Origin of the sequence: Herbaspirillum sp. NPDC087042 (genome assembly GCF_044745245.1) — a bacterium.
GTDB lineage: Bacteria > Pseudomonadota > Gammaproteobacteria > Burkholderiales > Burkholderiaceae_D > Herbaspirillum.
Window position 1 is genome coordinate 147,114 of record NZ_JBIUZW010000004.1, and the last position, 16,450, is coordinate 163,563.

Annotated in this window: 14 protein-coding genes; 3 read left to right on the top strand and 11 right to left on the bottom strand. The window is 64.2% G+C overall.

The genetic code is table 11. The features are described 5' to 3' along the window. Nucleotides 1–5: 5 nt before the first annotated feature. The 11 genes from ACIPHN_RS07865 to ACIPHN_RS07915 form a co-directional block, all read right to left on the bottom strand. Nucleotides 6–809, bottom strand: coding sequence for a lysophospholipid acyltransferase family protein (locus ACIPHN_RS07865; protein WP_400434947.1), 804 nt, complete (start codon nucleotides 807–809; stop codon nucleotides 6–8). A 68-nt stretch (nucleotides 810–877) separates the two neighbouring features. After that, nucleotides 878–1,435, bottom strand: a complete 558-nt coding sequence (gene gmhB, locus ACIPHN_RS07870; RefSeq protein WP_400434949.1) for a D-glycero-beta-D-manno-heptose 1,7-bisphosphate 7-phosphatase — start codon at nucleotides 1,433–1,435, stop codon at nucleotides 878–880. A gap of 104 nt (nucleotides 1,436–1,539) precedes the next feature. Further along, on the bottom strand, nucleotides 1,540–3,660 hold the full coding sequence (gene glyS / locus ACIPHN_RS07875) for a glycine--tRNA ligase subunit beta (protein ID WP_400434951.1): 2,121 nt from the start codon (nucleotides 3,658–3,660) through the stop codon (nucleotides 1,540–1,542). After that, nucleotides 3,657–4,640, bottom strand: coding sequence for a glycine--tRNA ligase subunit alpha (gene glyQ / locus ACIPHN_RS07880; RefSeq protein WP_400434953.1), 984 nt, complete (start codon nucleotides 4,638–4,640; stop codon nucleotides 3,657–3,659). The genes glyS and glyQ overlap by 4 nt, the downstream gene beginning before the upstream one ends. Nucleotides 4,641–4,770: 130 nt before the next feature. Then, nucleotides 4,771–6,405: an apolipoprotein N-acyltransferase gene (gene lnt, locus ACIPHN_RS07885; protein ID WP_400434955.1), complete on the bottom strand. Its 1,635-nt coding sequence runs from the start codon at nucleotides 6,403–6,405 to the stop codon at nucleotides 4,771–4,773. 27 nt (nucleotides 6,406–6,432) lie between these two features. Continuing rightward, a complete protein-coding gene (locus ACIPHN_RS07890; protein WP_400434957.1) occupies nucleotides 6,433–7,311 on the bottom strand; it encodes an HlyC/CorC family transporter in 879 nt (292 codons plus the stop codon). 301 nt (nucleotides 7,312–7,612) lie between these two features. Next, nucleotides 7,613–9,253: a methyl-accepting chemotaxis protein gene (locus tag ACIPHN_RS07895; RefSeq protein WP_400434959.1), complete on the bottom strand. Its 1,641-nt coding sequence runs from the start codon at nucleotides 9,251–9,253 to the stop codon at nucleotides 7,613–7,615. 293 nt (nucleotides 9,254–9,546) lie between these two features. Continuing rightward, a complete protein-coding gene (gene ybeY / locus ACIPHN_RS07900) occupies nucleotides 9,547–10,002 on the bottom strand; it encodes an rRNA maturation RNase YbeY (RefSeq protein WP_400434961.1) in 456 nt (151 codons plus the stop codon). Next, a complete protein-coding gene (locus ACIPHN_RS07905; protein WP_400434963.1) occupies nucleotides 9,989–11,134 on the bottom strand; it encodes a PhoH family protein in 1,146 nt (381 codons plus the stop codon). The genes ybeY and ACIPHN_RS07905 overlap by 14 nt, the downstream gene beginning before the upstream one ends. A 35-nt stretch (nucleotides 11,135–11,169) precedes the next feature. Further along, complete coding sequence (gene miaB, locus ACIPHN_RS07910) at nucleotides 11,170–12,510, bottom strand: tRNA (N6-isopentenyl adenosine(37)-C2)-methylthiotransferase MiaB (protein WP_400434965.1); 1,341 nt, start codon at nucleotides 12,508–12,510, stop codon at nucleotides 11,170–11,172. Between the two features lie 197 nt (nucleotides 12,511–12,707). Then, nucleotides 12,708–13,601: a LysR family transcriptional regulator gene (locus tag ACIPHN_RS07915; protein WP_400434967.1), complete on the bottom strand. Its 894-nt coding sequence runs from the start codon at nucleotides 13,599–13,601 to the stop codon at nucleotides 12,708–12,710. Nucleotides 13,602–13,698: 97 nt separating this feature from the next. On the opposite strand from ACIPHN_RS07915, the gene ACIPHN_RS07920 reads away from it, so the two are divergent. From ACIPHN_RS07920 to ACIPHN_RS07930, 3 genes are all read left to right on the top strand, one after another. Next, entirely contained in the window at nucleotides 13,699–14,307 is a 609-nt protein-coding gene (locus ACIPHN_RS07920; RefSeq protein WP_400434969.1) for a cysteine hydrolase family protein, read from the top strand. A gap of 414 nt (nucleotides 14,308–14,721) precedes the next feature. Further along, the gene (locus tag ACIPHN_RS07925) at nucleotides 14,722–15,348 is read left to right on the top strand and encodes a nucleoside/nucleotide kinase family protein (RefSeq protein WP_400434971.1); all 627 of its coding nucleotides are present in this window, start codon (nucleotides 14,722–14,724) and stop codon (nucleotides 15,346–15,348) included. A 105-nt stretch (nucleotides 15,349–15,453) separates the two neighbouring features. Further along, nucleotides 15,454–16,404, top strand: coding sequence for an ABC transporter substrate-binding protein (locus ACIPHN_RS07930; protein WP_400434972.1), 951 nt, complete (start codon nucleotides 15,454–15,456; stop codon nucleotides 16,402–16,404). Nucleotides 16,405–16,450 lie beyond the last annotated feature (46 nt).

The following is a 16,450-nucleotide window of genomic DNA, read 5'->3' on the forward strand; positions in this document are numbered from 1 at the left end:
AAGGATCAAGACCCTGCAGCATCGCTGGAAGCAGCGGCTGGAGCGGCCGGCCGGGGCGCGCTGTTTTTATAGACGTCCGGCGAAATCACGCGCATCTCGGATTCTATCCAATTTTCGACGCGCTCGTTCAACTCCTGCGCAGTGAGGCCTTCCGGGGAGATCGGCTTGCCGATGGAGACGGTGATGAGACCAGGCTTCTTCACGAAGCTGCCCTTGGGCCAGCATTCGCCTGAGTTCATGGCAACGGGCACCACCAGGGTGCTGGTTTCCACGGCCAGGCGCGAGCCACCGGCCTTGTACTTGCCCTGGGAGCCGACTGCGGTACGTGTGCCTTCCGGGAACATCATGATCCACTGGCCATCGCGCAGGCGGCGACGGCCGTGCTCCAGCACCTGCGAGAAGGCATCGCGGCCCTTCTTGCGGTCGATCGGGATCATGCGCAAGAGACCGATGCCCCAGCCGAAGAAGGGGATGTAGGTCAGTTCCTTCTTGAACACGAACACCAGCGGACGCGGCGTGTTGATGACGTAGAAGATGGTTTCCCAGGCCGACTGGTGCTTGGAGAGCAGGATCGCCGGGGCATCGGGGAAGTTTTCGGCGCCGCGGATCTCGTAGCGGATGCCGCAGATCACGCGGGCCGTCCAGATCACGAAGACGTTCCAGCGCGAGGTCCACCAGTAGCGCTGGGCGTAAGGGAAGGGCGCCGACAACAGGCAGGCGAAGGACCAGATGACGGTGGCCACGGCCATGAGGACCATGAAGACCACCGAACGCAGGATCAGGATGAGGCGCAAAGTTCTATCTCCCATGCCGTAGCATGTCTATGAGTTGGATGAGGGCGGGATGAGGGCGGCCCGGACCATCCGGGCCGGCACCACTATACCGAAACGCCGACGGGCGACTTCAGGATGAAATCAACAACCGCCGATAAATCCGGGTAGACCAGCGTGCCCGGCGGCAGGCCGCCCTTGGCCTGGGTCTTCTCGCCCTTGCCGGTCAGTACCAGGTAGGGGGCGCAACCGGCGACATATCCGGCCTGCAGGTCGCGCAGCGAATCGCCCACGGTGGCCACGCCGCCGCGCAGGCTGATGTTGAAGCGCTTGGCGATCTCGTGGAACATGCCCGGCTTGGGCTTGCGGCAGTCGCAATTGTCGTCGGCCGAGTGCGGGCAGAAGAACACTGCATCGATATCGGCACCGACCTGCTGGGCCGCGCTGTGCATCTTCTGGTGGATGGCGTTGAGGGTCTGGATGTCGAACAGGCCACGCGCCACGCCCGACTGGTTGGTCGCCACCACCACGCGATAGCCGGCCTGATTCAGGCGCGCAATCGCTTCCAGCGAACCCTTGATCGGGATCCACTCGTCGGGCGACTTGATGAAGGCGTCGGAATCATGATTGATGACGCCGTCGCGATCGAGAATGATCAGTTTCATGCCTTTTGCTTCCCTTCATGAACACCGCCGCGCAGGGACTGGCCCATGCGCGGCGGAGCGGTATTGCGGTTGCCATCGCCGTCACGACAGCGACGGCTGCCTTCTCAGGCGGCCAGCTTGGAAATGTCAGCCACCTGGTTGAGCATGCCATGCAGCTCGGCCAGCAGGGCCTGACGGTTCTTGCGCAACTGCTCGTCCTCGGCGTTGACCATCACGTCGTTGAAGAAGGCATCGACGTTCTGGCGCAACTGCGCCAGCGCCTTCAACGCGCCGGCGAAGTCGCCTTGCGCATAGGCGGCCTGCACCTGCGGACGGGTGGTTTGCATGGCACCGAACAGGCCTTGCTCGGCGGCTTCCTTGAGCAAGCCTGCCTGCACCGCACCGTGGCCATCGATGGCCACGCCTTCGATCTTCTTGAGGATGTTGGTGATGCGCTTGTTGGCCGCTGCCAGGGCTTCGGCTTCGGGCAGGGCGGCGAAGGCTTGCACGGCTTGCAGGCGTTCCACCACGTTGTCCAGCACGTCGGGCTGTTGCGCCACCACGGCTTCCACTTCGTTCTGGGCAAAGCCGCGCTCGCGCAGCAGGCCGCGCAGGCGGTCGTAGATGAAGGCCTGCACGTCGGCGCGCGGATCCTTGAAGTTGGCGTTGCCGGCGAACAGCCCCACGGCGGCGTCAAGCAGCGCGTTCAGCGACAGCGGCAGGCGCTTCTCGACCAGCATGCGCAGCACGCCCAGGGCGTGGCGACGCAGGGCGAACGGATCCTTGTCACCGGTCGGTTGCAGGCCGATGCCCCAGATGCCGACCAGGGTTTCCAGCTTGTCGGCCAGGGCCACGGCGGTGCCGGTGGCGGTGGCGGGCAGGGCATCGCCGGCAAAGCGCGGCTGGTAGTGTTCGGAGGCGGCCAGCGCGACGTCGTCGGCTTCGCCGTCATGACGCGCGTAGTAGGTCCCCATGATGCCTTGCAGCTCGGGGAACTCGCCCACCATGTCGGTGAGCAGGTCGGCCTTGGCCAGCAGTGCGCCACGTTGGGCCAGTGCCACGTCGCCACCCAGCAGGCCCGCGATCTTGCCGGCCAGGGCTTGCACGCGCTCGGTGCGCTGCAGCTGGTTGCCCAGCTTGTTGTGGTAGACCACGTTGGCCAGCAGGGGCACGCGATCGGCCAGGGTTTTCTTCTTGTCCTGCTCGAAGAAGAACTTGGCATCCGACAGGCGCGGACGCACCACGCGCTCGTTGCCGCCGATGATGTGCTCGGGCTGGGCGGTCTCCAGGTTGGAGACGATCAGGAAGCGCGAACGCAACTTGCCGTTGGCGTCGGTCAGGGCGAAATACTTCTGGTTGGTCTGCATGGTCAGGATCAGGCATTCCTGCGGCACGGCCAGGAATTCATCCTCGAACTTGCATTCGTAGACCACCGGCCATTCGACCAGGGCGGTCACTTCGTCCAGCAGCGAGTCGGGCATCAGCACCTGGTCGGCGCCGGCCTTGGCCAGCAGGGCGGTGCGGATCTTCTCGCGGCGCTCGGTGAAGCTGGCGATGACCTTGCCTTGTGCGGCCAGGGTCTCGACGTAGGCGTCGGGCGCGGTGATCTGCAGCGCGCCGGAGGACAGGAAGCGGTGGCCCAGCGTGGTACGACCGGCATCCAGGCCCAGCGTGTTGACCGGCACCACATCCTGGCCCAGCAGCGCCACCAGGTAGTGGGCGGGACGCACGAAGTGCACGGTCTCGCCGGCGGCGCGGCCGAACTGGCGCTGGTAGCTCATCACCTTGGGGATGGGCAGCTTGGACAGGCTCTCGTCGAGCGCCGCCTGCAGGCCCACGGCCAGGGCCGAACCCTTGGCGGTATAGGTGTAGAAGAAGCTCTCGGCCTTGCCATCCTGGGCGCGTTCGAGCTGGTCGGGCGTGATCACGGTGGCGCCGGTGGAGGCGGCCAGCGCGGCCAGCTTCTTGACCAGCGGTGCCGACGGACGGCCTTCGGCATCCAGGGCGACGGTTACCGGCAGCACCTTTTCACGGATGGACTTGTCGGGCGAGGCGGCACGTACGCCGGTGATGGACACGGCCAGGCGACGCGGGGTCGCATAGGCGGTGGCGGCGGAATCGGATTCGAGATAGCCGCGGCTTTGCAGGCCATTGAAAATGCCGTTGGCAAAGGCATCACCCAGCTTGGCCAGCGCCTTGGGAGGCAGTTCTTCGGTCAGAATTTCAATCAGAATGCTGTCGATCATGCTAGTTCGCCTCCTGCACGGCGAGCTACAGTTGCCATGTATTCGTCTCCGTACTGCTGTAACAAAATTTGGGAATTCGCTTCATTTAGCTCCCACATAGGGAAGCCTAATTCAGCTCGAGATTTGTAATACGCTTGCGCCACGGCACGCGAGAGATTGCGGATGCGACCGATGTAGGCTGCGCGCTCGGTGACCGAGATGGCGCCACGGGCGTCGAGCATGTTGAAGGTGTGGGCCGCCTTGAGCACCTGCTCGTAGGCCGGCAGCGCCAGCGGCACTTCCATGAGACGCTTGGCTTCGGCTTCGTAGTTGGAAAACAGCGAGAAGAGGAACTCGGTGTTCGAATACTCGAAGTTGAAGGTCGATTGTTCCACCTCGTTCTGGTGGAACACGTCGCCGTAGGTCAGGCGCTTGGTCTCGCCGTTCTCGGTCCATTCGGTCCAGACCAGGTCGTAGACGTTTTCCACACCCTGCAGGTACATCGCCAGGCGTTCGATACCGTAGGTGATTTCGCCCAGCACCGGCTTGCAATCCAGGCCGCCGACCTGCTGGAAGTAGGTGAACTGGGTCACTTCCATGCCGTTCAACCACACTTCCCAGCCCAGGCCCCAGGCGCCCAGGGTGGGGTTTTCCCAGTCATCCTCGACGAAGCGCACATCGTTCTGCTGCAGGTCCAGGCCCAGCGCCTGCAACGAGCCCAGGTACAGGTCCAGGATGTTTTCCGGCGCCGGCTTCAACACCACCTGGTACTGGTAGTAGTGCTGCATGCGGTTGGGGTTCTCGCCGTAACGGCCATCCTTGGGACGACGCGAGGGCTGGACATAGGCGGCGCGCCACGGCTCCGGGCCGATCGCGCGCAGGAAGGTCGCGGTGTGCGAGGTACCCGCGCCGACTTCCATGTCGTAGGGCTGCAGCAGTGCGCAGCCTTGGGCGTCCCAATATTCTTGCAACTTGAGGATGATTTGTTGAAATGTCAGCATCGTGTGTGGTTGCCTGGTGAACCGGCGGAGCAATTGCGAAAACCTTGGATTTTAGCGTCTTTTGGGGTGTTTGACCCGGTTTTGGCCGGGCCGGCGCCACACCGGGAGGCTGGTGTGGCGCAGAGTCGCCTCAGTGGCGGATGCGGGCGGCCTTGTTGCGGCCCCAGGCCAGCAGCAGCATCAGGATGGCCAGGCCGACCACCAGCTTGTTGCCCAGCAGAATGTAGGGCGTCTGGCCGCCATAGCCCTGCACCTGCGCGGCCAGGGTGCCACGGGTATAGGGCGGCAATTCGCTGGTCTGGCCACTCGGCAGGATCACGGCGGTGGTACCGGTATTGGTGGCGCGCAACATCGGCCGGCCGGTTTCCAGCGCACGCATCTGCGAGATCTGCAGATGCTGGGGGAGGGCGATGGAATTGCCGAACCAGGCGATATTGGAGAGGTTCAGCAGCACGCTGGCCTCGGGCTGGGCGGCGCGATACGCATCACGCAACTGGCCGGCGATCTCTTCGCCGAACAGGTCTTCGTAGCAGATGTTGGGCAGCACCCACTGGTCCTTGACGCCGAAGGGGGATTGCACCGGCGCGCCGCGGCTCATGTCGCCCAGCGGGATGTGCATCATGTCCACGAACCAGCGGAAACCGGGCGGGATGAATTCGCCGAAGGGCACCAGATGGTGCTTGTCATAGCGATAGGGCAACAGTTCCGAACCGACGCCGGGGCCGAAGCCCAGCACCGAGTTGGCATAGACCTGCGGGCCGTCGGAGAGCGGGATGCCCAGCGCGAGATGGCTGTGGCTGGTCTGCACGAAGCGGGCGATGCGCGCCAGGTAGGCCGGTGGCAGTTGCTGCGGCAGCAGGGGGATGGCGGTCTCGGGCGTGGCGATCAGGTCGGCCGGCGCGGCGCTGATCATCTGCTCGTACAGGGTGAGCGTGGAGACCAGGGCATCGTTGGAGAATTTCATTTCCTGCGGGATATTGCCTTGCAGCAGGCGCACCGTGATCGGCTGGCCTTGCGGCGCGGTCCACTTCACTTGGCGCAACACCACGCCGGCGGCGCACAGCAGCGCCACCATGCACAGCGGCAGGATGATGCGTTGTCCGGTGCCGGCCACGCCCTTGCGGCGCAGGCTCATCCACAGCAGTGCCAGGGCGCCGGCGGCCAGCGCGGCGATCCAGCCCACGCCATAGACCCCGCCGACGGCGGCGAAGCCGGCCAGGGGGCCGACCGTATGGGCATAGCCCGATACCAGCCAGGGGAAGCCGGTAAAGACCCAGCCACGCGCCCACTCCGACAAGGCCCACAGCGCCGGCAGCATGCACAGCGCCAGCACCAGTGGCTGCGAGGACCAGCGATCACGCAGCCAGCCCGCCAGCGCCGTGGCGGCGCCCGCATAGAGGCCCAGATAGAGGGCCAGCAAGGCCACCGCCAGCGCCGCCATCCAGGCCGGCATGCCGCCATAGTCGTGCATGCTGATGTAGAGCCAGTGCACGCCTGCCGCCGCCCAGCCGAAGCCGTACAGCCAGCCGCGCAGGAAATGGCCGCGCACGCCGTGCCGCTGCTCGGCCGGCGAGGCGATCACGCCATGGAACAGCCAGGCCAGTGCCAGGACCTGCAAGGGCCACAGCTTGAAGGGCGCGAAGGCGAACACATTGAGGGCGCCGACGGCGGCCGGCAGCAGCAGGCTGGTCAGCGCGCCGAGGCGACCGCGCGCGGCAGTGTCCCCGCGCAGTCCGGGCAGATCGTGTGGGGCAGGGGAGTTCACGCTAGGCAGGTACGGCGAGGAAGAACATCACTGGTCGTCCAGCGGCAGCGGCGGCAGCTTGGACACCAGCAGGACATGGACCTGGCGCGCATCGGCGCGCAGCACTTCGAAATGCAGGCCATCGATATCGAATTCGTCACCCTTGCGCGGCACGCGGCCCACATGGTTGGCGACCAGTCCGCCGATGGTGTCGGCATCCTCGTCGGAGAAACGGCTGCCGACTTCGGTATTGAACTGCTCGATCTCGGTCAGGGCCTTGACGCGCCAGCGCGCGCCGTTGGGACCGTCCTTGAGAGCCAGCACATTGTCTTCGGCTTCATCGAAATCGTATTCGTCCTCGATATCGCCGACGATCTGTTCCAGCACATCCTCGATGGTGATCAGGCCGGCCACGCCGCCGTATTCATCGACCACGATGGCCATGTGGTTGCGGTTGGCGCGGAAGTCGCGCAGCAGTACGTTGAGGCGCTTGGATTCGGGAATGAAGATGGCCGGGCGCAGCATGTCGCGCACGTCGAAGGATTCCTCGGCGTAATAGCGCAGCAGGTCCTTGGCCAGCAGGATGCCGACCACCTTGTCGCGTTCGCCATCCACGGCCGGGAAGCGCGAGTGCGAGGTCGACAGCACGTCCGGCATCCAGGTCTCGATGGGCTTGGAGATATCGATGGTATCCATCTGCGAGCGCGGCACCATGATGTCGCGCGCGGCCAGGTCGGAGACCTGGAACACGCCTTCGATCATCGACAGCGCATCGGCATCGATGAGATTGCGCTCGTGTGCGTCGTGCAACACTTCGAGCAGTTCTGCCCGGTTCTCGGGCTCGGGGGAAATCAGTGCGGTGAGTCGTTCGAACAAAGAACGATGGGGTTTAGCGTCAGATTTGACGCTACTAGGGTGATCTTGCATGGCGTTAGGCGCGAGCCCGACGTAGTTTCGAAGAGCCATAGGATACAACAATTATGTGACAAGTCCACTAAAGGCAGCCTGTACGCGACACCCCTCCAGGTCAATTGACGTCGCATTTTCCGGCAGGAAATCCGCGATGAAACAAAAAAAAGCCGGCATCAGGGATGCCGGCAAGAACTTCCTCAGGGATGTCAAACAACTACAAATCGATACGACTACTTTCACAACGTGCTGCTACTACCCACTGCAACTACTCTGTGACGATGCTTGATCCTGTATGGCCCGTTGCAGGTGCTCCTGGTCAGGCGTAGGCCAGGGCTTCCATGCGCATGCCACTGTCCGCGGCCACCGCCGGCACCATCGTGCGGCTGGCTTGCGGCGCGGCTTGTGCCGGCGACAGCTTGAATACGCTCACCAAATCAGTCAGTGCCACGGTCTGTTGTTGCATCGACGCGGCGGCGGCAGCGGCCTGCTCGACCAGGGCGGCGTTCTGCTGGGTGGTTTCGTCGATGAGGGCGATGGCGCTGTTGATCTGCTCGATGCCCATGGTCTGTTCGGTGCTGGCGGTGCTGATGTCATGCATGATGTGGGTCACGCTCTGGATGCTTTCCACCACCTCGTGCATGGTGGACCCGGCTTCGCTGACCTGCTTCTCGCCCATGCCGACCTTGGTGACCGACTCATTGATGAGGCTGGCGATTTCCTTGGCGGCGGTGGCAGAACGTTGCGCCAGGGTACGCACTTCCGAGGCGACCACGGCGAAACCACGTCCCTGCTCACCGGCACGCGCCGCTTCCACGGCTGCATTCAGGGCCAGGATGTTGGTCTGGAAGGCGATGCCGTCGATGACACTGATGATGTCCACGATCTTGCGGGAGGAGTCGCTGATGGCCTGCATGGTATCGACCACGCGGCCCACCGCAGCACCGCCACGGGCGGCCACTTGCGCGGCCTGGTCGGCCAGGCGGTTGGCCTGGCTGGCGTTTTCGGAGTTCTGCTTCACGGCCGAGGTCAGCTGTTCCATTGCCGAGGCGGTTTCCTGCAGGGAGCCTGCCTGTTGTTCGGTACGGTGTGACAGGTCCATATTGCCGCGCTTGATTTCATCGGAGGCCACGGCGATGGTGTCGGTACCCTGGCGCACTTCGCCGACGATGTTGACCAGGCTGTCGTTCATGCCCTTGAGTGCGGTCATCAGCTGGCCGAGTTCATCGCGGCCCCTGACTTCGATATGGCTGCCCAGATCACCGGCCTGGACACGCTGTGCCACGGTCACGGCCTGTTCCAGCGGACGGGAGATCGAGCGGGTCAGCAGCCAGGCAATGAACGAACCCAGTACCAGGGCGGCGATGCTGGCCACCAGCATGGTCCACTTGGAGAGCTGGTAGGCGGCTTCGGCATCGGCCACATTGGCTTGCGAACTGGCGCTCAGGACGGCGTTGAATTGTGCGATGTGGGCGATGACGCGGTTCAGGATGGGCATGCAATCCTTGACCAGCGAGGCCCGTGCGGCTTCATTCTGTTGCGAGGTGGCCTTCTTGACGATATCCACGGCCACCGGCAGGTACTCGGCCTCGAGCTTGCGCAACTGCTCCAGCATCTCCACTTCCTGTGCCGGGGTGGCCGGATCCTTCATCAGCTCGGCCAGACGGGCCATGCCGGAATCGATATCCTTTTGCGCGCTGCCCACCAGGTCGAGGTCACCCTTCTGGCCGGCGGGATCCTGCACCAGCGCCAGGTTGCGTGCGGCAATGGCGCGCAGGCCAATGGCAAATTGTACTTTCGAGAGCGCGGCCAGCTTGCCTTCGTCCACGCTGGTCAGATAAACCACCCGTTCATTGAGACGTGCCACCTGTTGCAGTCCGAATCCAGCCACCGCTACCAACAAGACCAGTACTGCGGCAAAGCCGAGGCCAAGACGATGGCCGATCTTCAAGTTGTTCATGAGACTCTCCCTGTTTGGAATTGGACTGCTTTGTAATGGATTCATTGTTGTCCATACAAAGCGCGATTTCCATAGGGCGATTCCTGATCTTGAACATAAATAATTAACAAGATCACGTGATTTTCGATGAGGAAATATTGTCTTGAAACACTGTTGCCAGTTTCTTGCCAGACGGCACCGGCGAGGACGATGAACAGAGTGGCAATTTTTCTTTGCGGCAGCATGGCGGCAGGCGAAAAAAAACCGGCGCTGCTGGCGCAGGCCGGTTCGCATCGCGATGCAGAGAGACGGTCTCAGCGGGCCGCGTAAGGATTGTCGTAACCCAACTCGGCCAGGATCTCGGTTTCCAGGGATTCCATCTCGGTGGCTTCCTCGTCGTCCTCGTGATCGTAGCCCTGGGCATGCAGCACGCCATGCACGACCAGGTGGGCGGTGTGCTCTTCCACGCTCTTCTTCTGCTCGGCGGCTTCCTTTTCCAGCACGTCGGTGCAGAAGATGATGTCGGCCTGGGTGACTTCGCTGTCCTCGTCCTCGGTATAGGCGAAGGTCAGCACGTTGGTGGCGTAGTCCTTGCCGCGATAGTCGCGATTGAGGTCGCGGCCCTCTTCACTGCCCACGAAACGCAGGGTCAGTTCAGCCGGCGCGAACAGCGCTGCCTGTACCCAGCGGCGCAGCAGGGGGCGGGTGATGGCTTCTTTGAGGCGGTCGTCGGCGTATTGCACCGACAGGGTGAGCTTAGGCTTTGGCATGACGTGGCTTGGCGGATTTGGTCAGGAGATTGGTGGCTGCGCGGGCGGTGGCGCGCGCGGTATCGGGTTTGTGGTTGCCGGCGGCGTCATAGGCATCGACGATGCGCGCCACCAGCGGGTGACGGACCACGTCGGCGCTGGTAAAGCGCGAGAAGGCGATGCCGCGCACATCGTGCAGCACCGAGATGGCGTCGACCAGGCCGCTCTTCTGGCCATGGTGCAGGTCGACCTGGGTGACGTCGCCGGTGATGACGGCCTTGCTGCCGAAGCCGATGCGGGTGAGGAACATCTTCATCTGTTCCGGCGTGGTGTTCTGCGCCTCGTCGAGGATGATGAAGGCGTGGTTCAGCGTGCGGCCACGCATGTAGGCCAGCGGTGCAATCTCGATGGCCTGCTTTTCGAAGAGCTTCTGGGTGCGGTCGAAGCCCAGCAGGTCGTACAGGGCGTCATACAGCGGGCGCAGGTAGGGATCGACCTTCTGTGCCAGGTCGCCCGGCAGGAAGCCCAGGCGTTCGCCGGCTTCCACGGCAGGGCGCGTGAGCACGATGCGCTGTACGGCGTCGCGTTCCAGCGCATCGACCGCGCAGGCCACTGCCAGGTAGGTCTTGCCGGTACCGGCCGGGCCGACGCCAAAGGTGATGTCGTGTTCCAGGATGGCGTTGAGGTACTGGCTCTGGTGCGGTGTGCGGCCGCGCAGGTCATGCTTGCGCGTCTTCAGTACCGGGCTGTCGGGCGGCAGGGCATCCTGGCTCTCCCGGGTGTCGATGATGGCGGCCGCAGCTGCCGCGGCGGCCGCAGCCGAAGTCGCCTTGCCACGGCGCGCCGGCAAGGGCGGCAGGCCGGCTTCTTCGTCGGCGGCGGCATTGGCGCGCTGCTCGACCAGGGCCAGCTGGATATCGTCCACGGCGATGGCGCGGTCGGCCGTGGTATAGAAGCGCTCCAGCACTTCCACCGCACGCTCGGCATTGGTGCCGGTGACCACGAAGCGGTCGCCCCGGCGGAAGATGGTCACGTCCAGCGCCGCCGAGATCTGGCGCAGGTTTTCATCGAGCGGGCCGCACAGGTTGGCCAGGCGCCTGTTGTCCAGCGGCTGGGGCGTGAAGTGGTGAGGCTGGTTGGGGATCTTTTTCAATGCGGGATTCCGGGTTCAGGGTTCGGTATTCGGTATCAGTGCTGGGTCACGATCTCGCCACGCAGCGAGAAGGGGAAGGCTTCACGGACAGTCACCTCGACGAACTGGCCGATGAGGCGCTGGCCCTGGGGGCCGCCGTCGAAGTTGACCACGCGGTTGTTCTCGGTGCGGCCCTGCAGTTCGTGCTCGCGGCGCTTGGAGACGCCTTCGACCAGGATGCGTTGCACGCTGCCGACCATGGCCGCGCTGATCCTGGCGGCATTGTCGTTGATGGCGGCCTGCAAACGCTGCAGTCGCTGCAGCTTGACCTCGGGCGGGGTGTCGTCGGCCAGGTTGGCCGCCGGCGTGCCGGGGCGGGCGCTGAAGATGAAGGAGAAGCTGTTGTCAAAGCCTACATCCTCCACCAGCTTGAGCAGGGCCTGGAAATCTTCCTCGGTCTCACCGGGGAAGCCGACGATGAAGTCCGACTGCACCGTGATATCGGGGCGCACCTTGCGCATGCGGCGGATCACCGACTTGTATTCCAGCGCCGTATAGCCGCGCTTCATGGCCGCCAGCGTGCGGTCCGAGCCATGCTGGGCCGGCAGGTAGAGGTGATTGCACAGCTTGGGCACCTTGGCGTAGGTGTCGATGAGGCGCTGCGAGAATTCCTTGGGATGGCTGGTCACGAAGCGGATGCGCTCGATGCCGGGCAGCTCGGCGATGTATTCGATCAACAGCGCGAAGTCGGCGATCTCGCCATCTTCCATCGTGCCGCGATAGGCATTGACGTTCTGGCCCAGCAGCATGATTTCTTTCACGCCCTGGTCGGCCAGTCCGGCCACTTCGGTCAGCACGTCCTCGAAGCGGCGCGAGACTTCCTCGCCGCGGGTATAGGGCACCACGCAATAACTGCAATACTTGCTGCAGCCTTCCATGATGGAGACATAGGCGCTGGCGCCCTCCACGCGGGCCGGCGGCAGGTGGTCGAACTTCTCGATCTCGGGGAAGCTGATGTCGACCTGCGGGCGGCCGCTGTAGCGGCGCTCGGTAATCATCTGCGGCAGGCGGTGCAGGGTCTGCGGGCCGAACACCATGTCCACGAAAGGCGCGCGCTTGATGATGGCATCGCCCTCCTGGGAGGCCACGCAGCCGCCCACGCCGATGAGCAGATCGGGATTGTTCTTCTTCAGCGAACGCAGCCGGCCGAGGTCGGAAAACACCTTTTCCTGGGCCTTCTCGCGAATCGAGCAGGTGTTCAGGAGGATCACGTCAGCCTCTTCAGGGCGATCGGTCTTGACCAGGCCTTCGGCCAGGTTGAGCACGTCGGCCATCTTGTCCGAGTCATACTCGTTCATCTGGCAGCCGAAGGTTTTGATGAATACTTTTTTCTGCATAAATCTTTAACTAGCGAAGAGCGCGAAGAAGTTCGCATGCCATCATGCGGGCGCTGGCCCGGGGGGAGGGCGGCGGGCCGCCGGAATCGGGTGCCGGGGTGGTGGACGAGCCTGTCCTCAAAGGATCGCGATTATAGCACCGGAAGCCCCGCCAGGCGGCCCTGGCAGCCGCCCGGATGCTGTCTGCCCGGCAATCCTCACAGTTCCCGGCAGCAGGCCTGCAACCACTCCAGCACCGCCCGCAGGCGGGGGACAGCCTTGAGGTCGCGGTGGAAGACCGCCCACATCTCGCGTTCGACCTGTGGCGTGGCGTCCACGGTCTGCAGTTCGGGCGCCACCAGGTAGCCCGGCAACAGCGCCATGCCCACGCCGGCGCGGGCGGCCATGCACTGCGCCATCAGGCTGCTGCTGCGAAAGCGCACCGGATTGCCCGCCGCATGGGCGGCGATCCAGCGCGTCTCGGGAATGTCGGGCAGGCCGTCGTCATAGCCAACGAAAGGCACCGTCCTGCGATCGCGCCGCCAGGCGGCGACATGCTGGGGCGTACCGCACAGGTAGAAGCGCATCGTTCCCAGCGGGCGGGCGATCAGCTCGCCATCCTGCGGCCGTGCAAAGCGCAGCGCCAGGTCGGCTTCGCGCCGGGCCAGGCTGACGGTCTGGTGGCTCATGGTGAATTCCACGTCCAGCGCCGGCCAGCGTTCCAGCAGGGCCGGCAGGCGCGGCGCCAGGAACAGGGTGCCGATGGCATCGGTGCAGGCCAGGCGCAGCTTGCCTTCCAGGCGCAGGTCCTCGCCGGCCAGGGCGCGGGCCAGCTGGCGCGTCTGCTCCTGCATGGCGCGGGCGGCGGCCAGCACGCTCTCGCCCAGGCGGGTCAGTTCGATATCGTCGGCGCGGCGCGAAAACAGCGGCGCGCCCAGCGATTGCTCCAGTTGCTGCAGGCGCCGGCCGATGGTGGCATGGGTGACCTCCAGCGCGCGCGCCGCGCCCGAGAGGCTGCCGGCATCGATGAAGGCGGCGAAGCTGCGCAGGCTTTCCCAGTCGGCCCGTTCGCTGGCGCGGGCGGAACGGGCCTTGGCTGTTAATTTATTCACAGGTGGATAGCGATTTATTGGAATGGTGGTGCGTATTTTAACGGGCTAACATCGCTTCATCCCATCACCTGTCTTCATCCAGAAAAGGAGCTTGACCATGGCTATCCCCCAGACCCTGATCCAGATCGCCGGCGGCGTCGCACGCATCGCCTCCTGGCAAGAGGCGGTACTGGTGGTCATCGACCACCAGACCGAATACACCACCGGCCGTGCACCCATGAGCGGCATCGATGCCGCCGTGACCGAGATCGGCGCGCTGCTGGCACAGGCGCGTGCCGCCGGTGCGCCGGTGATCCACGTCGTCCATCATGGCAAGCCGGGTGGGGCGATGTTCGATCCGCAGGGGCCGCACGTGGCCATCATCGCCGGCATTGAACCTGTGGTCGGCGAGGTGACGGTCGTCAAGGGCTTGCCCAACTCCTTCGCAGGCACCACCCTGGATGCCGAACTGAAGAAGACCGGACGCAAGTCGCTGGTGGTGGCCGGTTTCGCGACCCATATGTGTGTCAGCGCCACCGTGCGCTCGGCGCTGGACCATGGCTACGCCTCTACCGTGGTGGCAGCCGCCTGCGCTACCCGCGACCTGCCCGATCCGCTGGGTGGCCAGCCCCTCGCGGCCGCTGACATCCAGCGCATCGCCCTGGCCGAGCTGGCCGATCGGTCTGCTACCGTGGTGGCCCGGGCTGCTGACCTGCTGGCGGGCTGATGCGGCCACGGCTGAGGTAGTCCCGGCAATGCAAGGTAAGGCGAAGAGGATGGCACGAGGGTGCCATCCTCTTTTTTATTTGTGACGTAGTGACGTGACTTATCGAGAAGCGGATCGATATCGCCGAATTCCTCACAAAATTTCATCGCGTTGAGGCCTGGGAACTAGCAATAATTAGAAATTGCGAGGAAAGATTCATTGAGGCAAAAAATGCCGGAATGAAATCAGTTAGTTTGTCGGCTGTTCAAAAAACATGCATCAGCGGCAAGTCGGCTGCCAACGCCGCCCGCATGGTGCAGGCCAGGCTTGCAAGCAGCAACGCGGCGCCGCGTGCTGTGCAGGCATTTCATAACAGAATGCACCCCCTACGGGCTGGATGCCGATGCGGCAGCGGCCAAAAAGGATTAGTCGCCCATGATGTCGGCAGTCTATCGCGACAGGCTAGATGCCTTGCTCGCCAGTGGTCAGCGCAGGATCCTCGGTATCGCCGGTGCGCCCGGCAGTGGCAAGTCCACGCTGGCGCAAGCCTTGCTGGAGCAGGCCGGCGAACGCGCCGTGGTGCTGCCCATGGACGGCTATCACCTGGCCAATGCCGAGCTGGCCCGCCTGGGTCGCGCCAGCCGCAAGGGCGCCGAGGATACCTTCGACAGCGCCGGCTATGTCCACCTGCTGGCGCGGCTGCACGGGCAGGCGCAACGCGCATCGGGCGAAGTGGTCTATGCGCCGCAGTTCCTGCGCGAGATCGAGGAAGCGGTCGCCGGCGCCATCGCCGTGCCACCCGACACCCAGCTCATCATCACCGAAGGCAATTACCTGCTGCTGGAACGCGGCCACTGGGCGCGCGTGCGTCCGTTGCTGGATGAGTGCTGGTACGTGGAGATCGATGCCGCCCTGCGCGTGGAGCGGCTCATCGCCCGTCACATGCAATTCGGCCGCAGTCGCGAGCAAGCCACGGCCTGGGTCATGGGCAGCGACGAAGTCAACGCCGCCCTGATCGAGACCACCCGCGCGCGTGCCGACCTGGTGTTTCGCTGGGACTGAGACGTCCGGCGTGCATGGCCTTCCCGGTCGGGAAGGTGGCAATACCCGTAGTGTCCGCAGCAAGCAGTCAACAACAATCATCCCCCCTAAAAAACGGAGACAAGCATGATCAAGAAATCCCTCGCCATGGCCTGTTCGATGCTGCTGCTGGGCGCCGTCGCCCAGTCCGTGCAGGCGGCCGACAAGCCGCTCAAGTCGGTCGGCGTCACCCTGGGCGACCTGGCCAATCCCTTCTTCGTGGCCATTGCCAAGGGTGCCGAAAGCGGCGCGCACAAGATCAATCCGGACGCCAAGGTGACTGTGGTCTCGTCCAAGTACGACCTCAATACCCAGGTCGGCCAGATCGAGAACTTCATCGCCAACAAGGTCGACATGATCGTGGTCAATGCCGCCGATTCCAAGGGCATCGGCCCGGCGGTGAAGAAGGCCAAGAAGGCCGGCATCGTCGTGGTGGCGGTGGATGTGGCCGCCGAGGGCGCCGACGTGACCGTGATGTCGGATAACACCATGGCCGGCGCCGAGTCGTGCAGGTTCCTGGCCGACAAGCTGCAGGGCAAGGGCAATGTGGTCATCGTCAATGGCCCGCCGGTGTCGGCGGTGATGGATCGCGTCACCGGTTGCAAGGCCGAGTTCAAGAGGTCGCCCGGCATCAAGATCCTCTCCGACAACCAGAATGCCGGCGGCAGCCGCGATGGCGGCCTGACCACCATGTCCAACCTGCTGGCCGCGCACGGCAAGATCGATGCGGTCTTCGCCATCAACGACCCGACTGCCATCGGTGCCGAACTGGCGATCCGCCAGGCCAAGCGCAGCGACATCAAGTGGATCAGCGGCGTCGATGGTGCCCCCGATGCCGAGCGCGCCCTCAAGGATGGCAAGTCGCTCTTCGCCGCCTCGCCGGCCCAGGATCCGTATGGCATGGCCGCCGAGAGCGTGGCCATCGGCTATCAGCTCATGAACGGCCATGCGCCCGAGAAGAACGTCAAGCTCCTGCCGGTCAAGCTGATCACGCGCGATAACGTGGCCGACTACAAGGGCTGGGTGCCGGCCAACTGAGCTGGCGCTGGCGCTTCATCCCTGCCTGCCGGCGCAAGTCGTCCCT

Coding starts and splice junctions, on each gene's coding strand:
- glyQ (WP_400434953.1), bottom strand. CDS start 4,640: ATGCTGACATTTCAACAAATCATCCTCAAGTTGCAAGAATATTGGGAC.
- glyS (WP_400434951.1), bottom strand. CDS start 3,660: ATGATCGACAGCATTCTGATTGAAATTCTGACCGAAGAACTGCCTCCC.
- ACIPHN_RS07865 (WP_400434947.1), bottom strand. CDS start 809: ATGGGAGATAGAACTTTGCGCCTCATCCTGATCCTGCGTTCGGTGGTC.
- gmhB (WP_400434949.1), bottom strand. CDS start 1,435: ATGAAACTGATCATTCTCGATCGCGACGGCGTCATCAATCATGATTCC.
- ybeY (WP_400434961.1), bottom strand. CDS start 10,002: ATGCCAAAGCCTAAGCTCACCCTGTCGGTGCAATACGCCGACGACCGC.
- ACIPHN_RS07920 (WP_400434969.1), top strand. CDS start 13,699: ATGGCTATCCCCCAGACCCTGATCCAGATCGCCGGCGGCGTCGCACGC.
- ACIPHN_RS07925 (WP_400434971.1), top strand. CDS start 14,722: ATGATGTCGGCAGTCTATCGCGACAGGCTAGATGCCTTGCTCGCCAGT.
- ACIPHN_RS07890 (WP_400434957.1), bottom strand. CDS start 7,311: ATGCAAGATCACCCTAGTAGCGTCAAATCTGACGCTAAACCCCATCGT.
- miaB (WP_400434965.1), bottom strand. CDS start 12,510: ATGCAGAAAAAAGTATTCATCAAAACCTTCGGCTGCCAGATGAACGAG.
- ACIPHN_RS07895 (WP_400434959.1), bottom strand. CDS start 9,253: ATGAACAACTTGAAGATCGGCCATCGTCTTGGCCTCGGCTTTGCCGCA.
- ACIPHN_RS07930 (WP_400434972.1), top strand. CDS start 15,454: ATGATCAAGAAATCCCTCGCCATGGCCTGTTCGATGCTGCTGCTGGGC.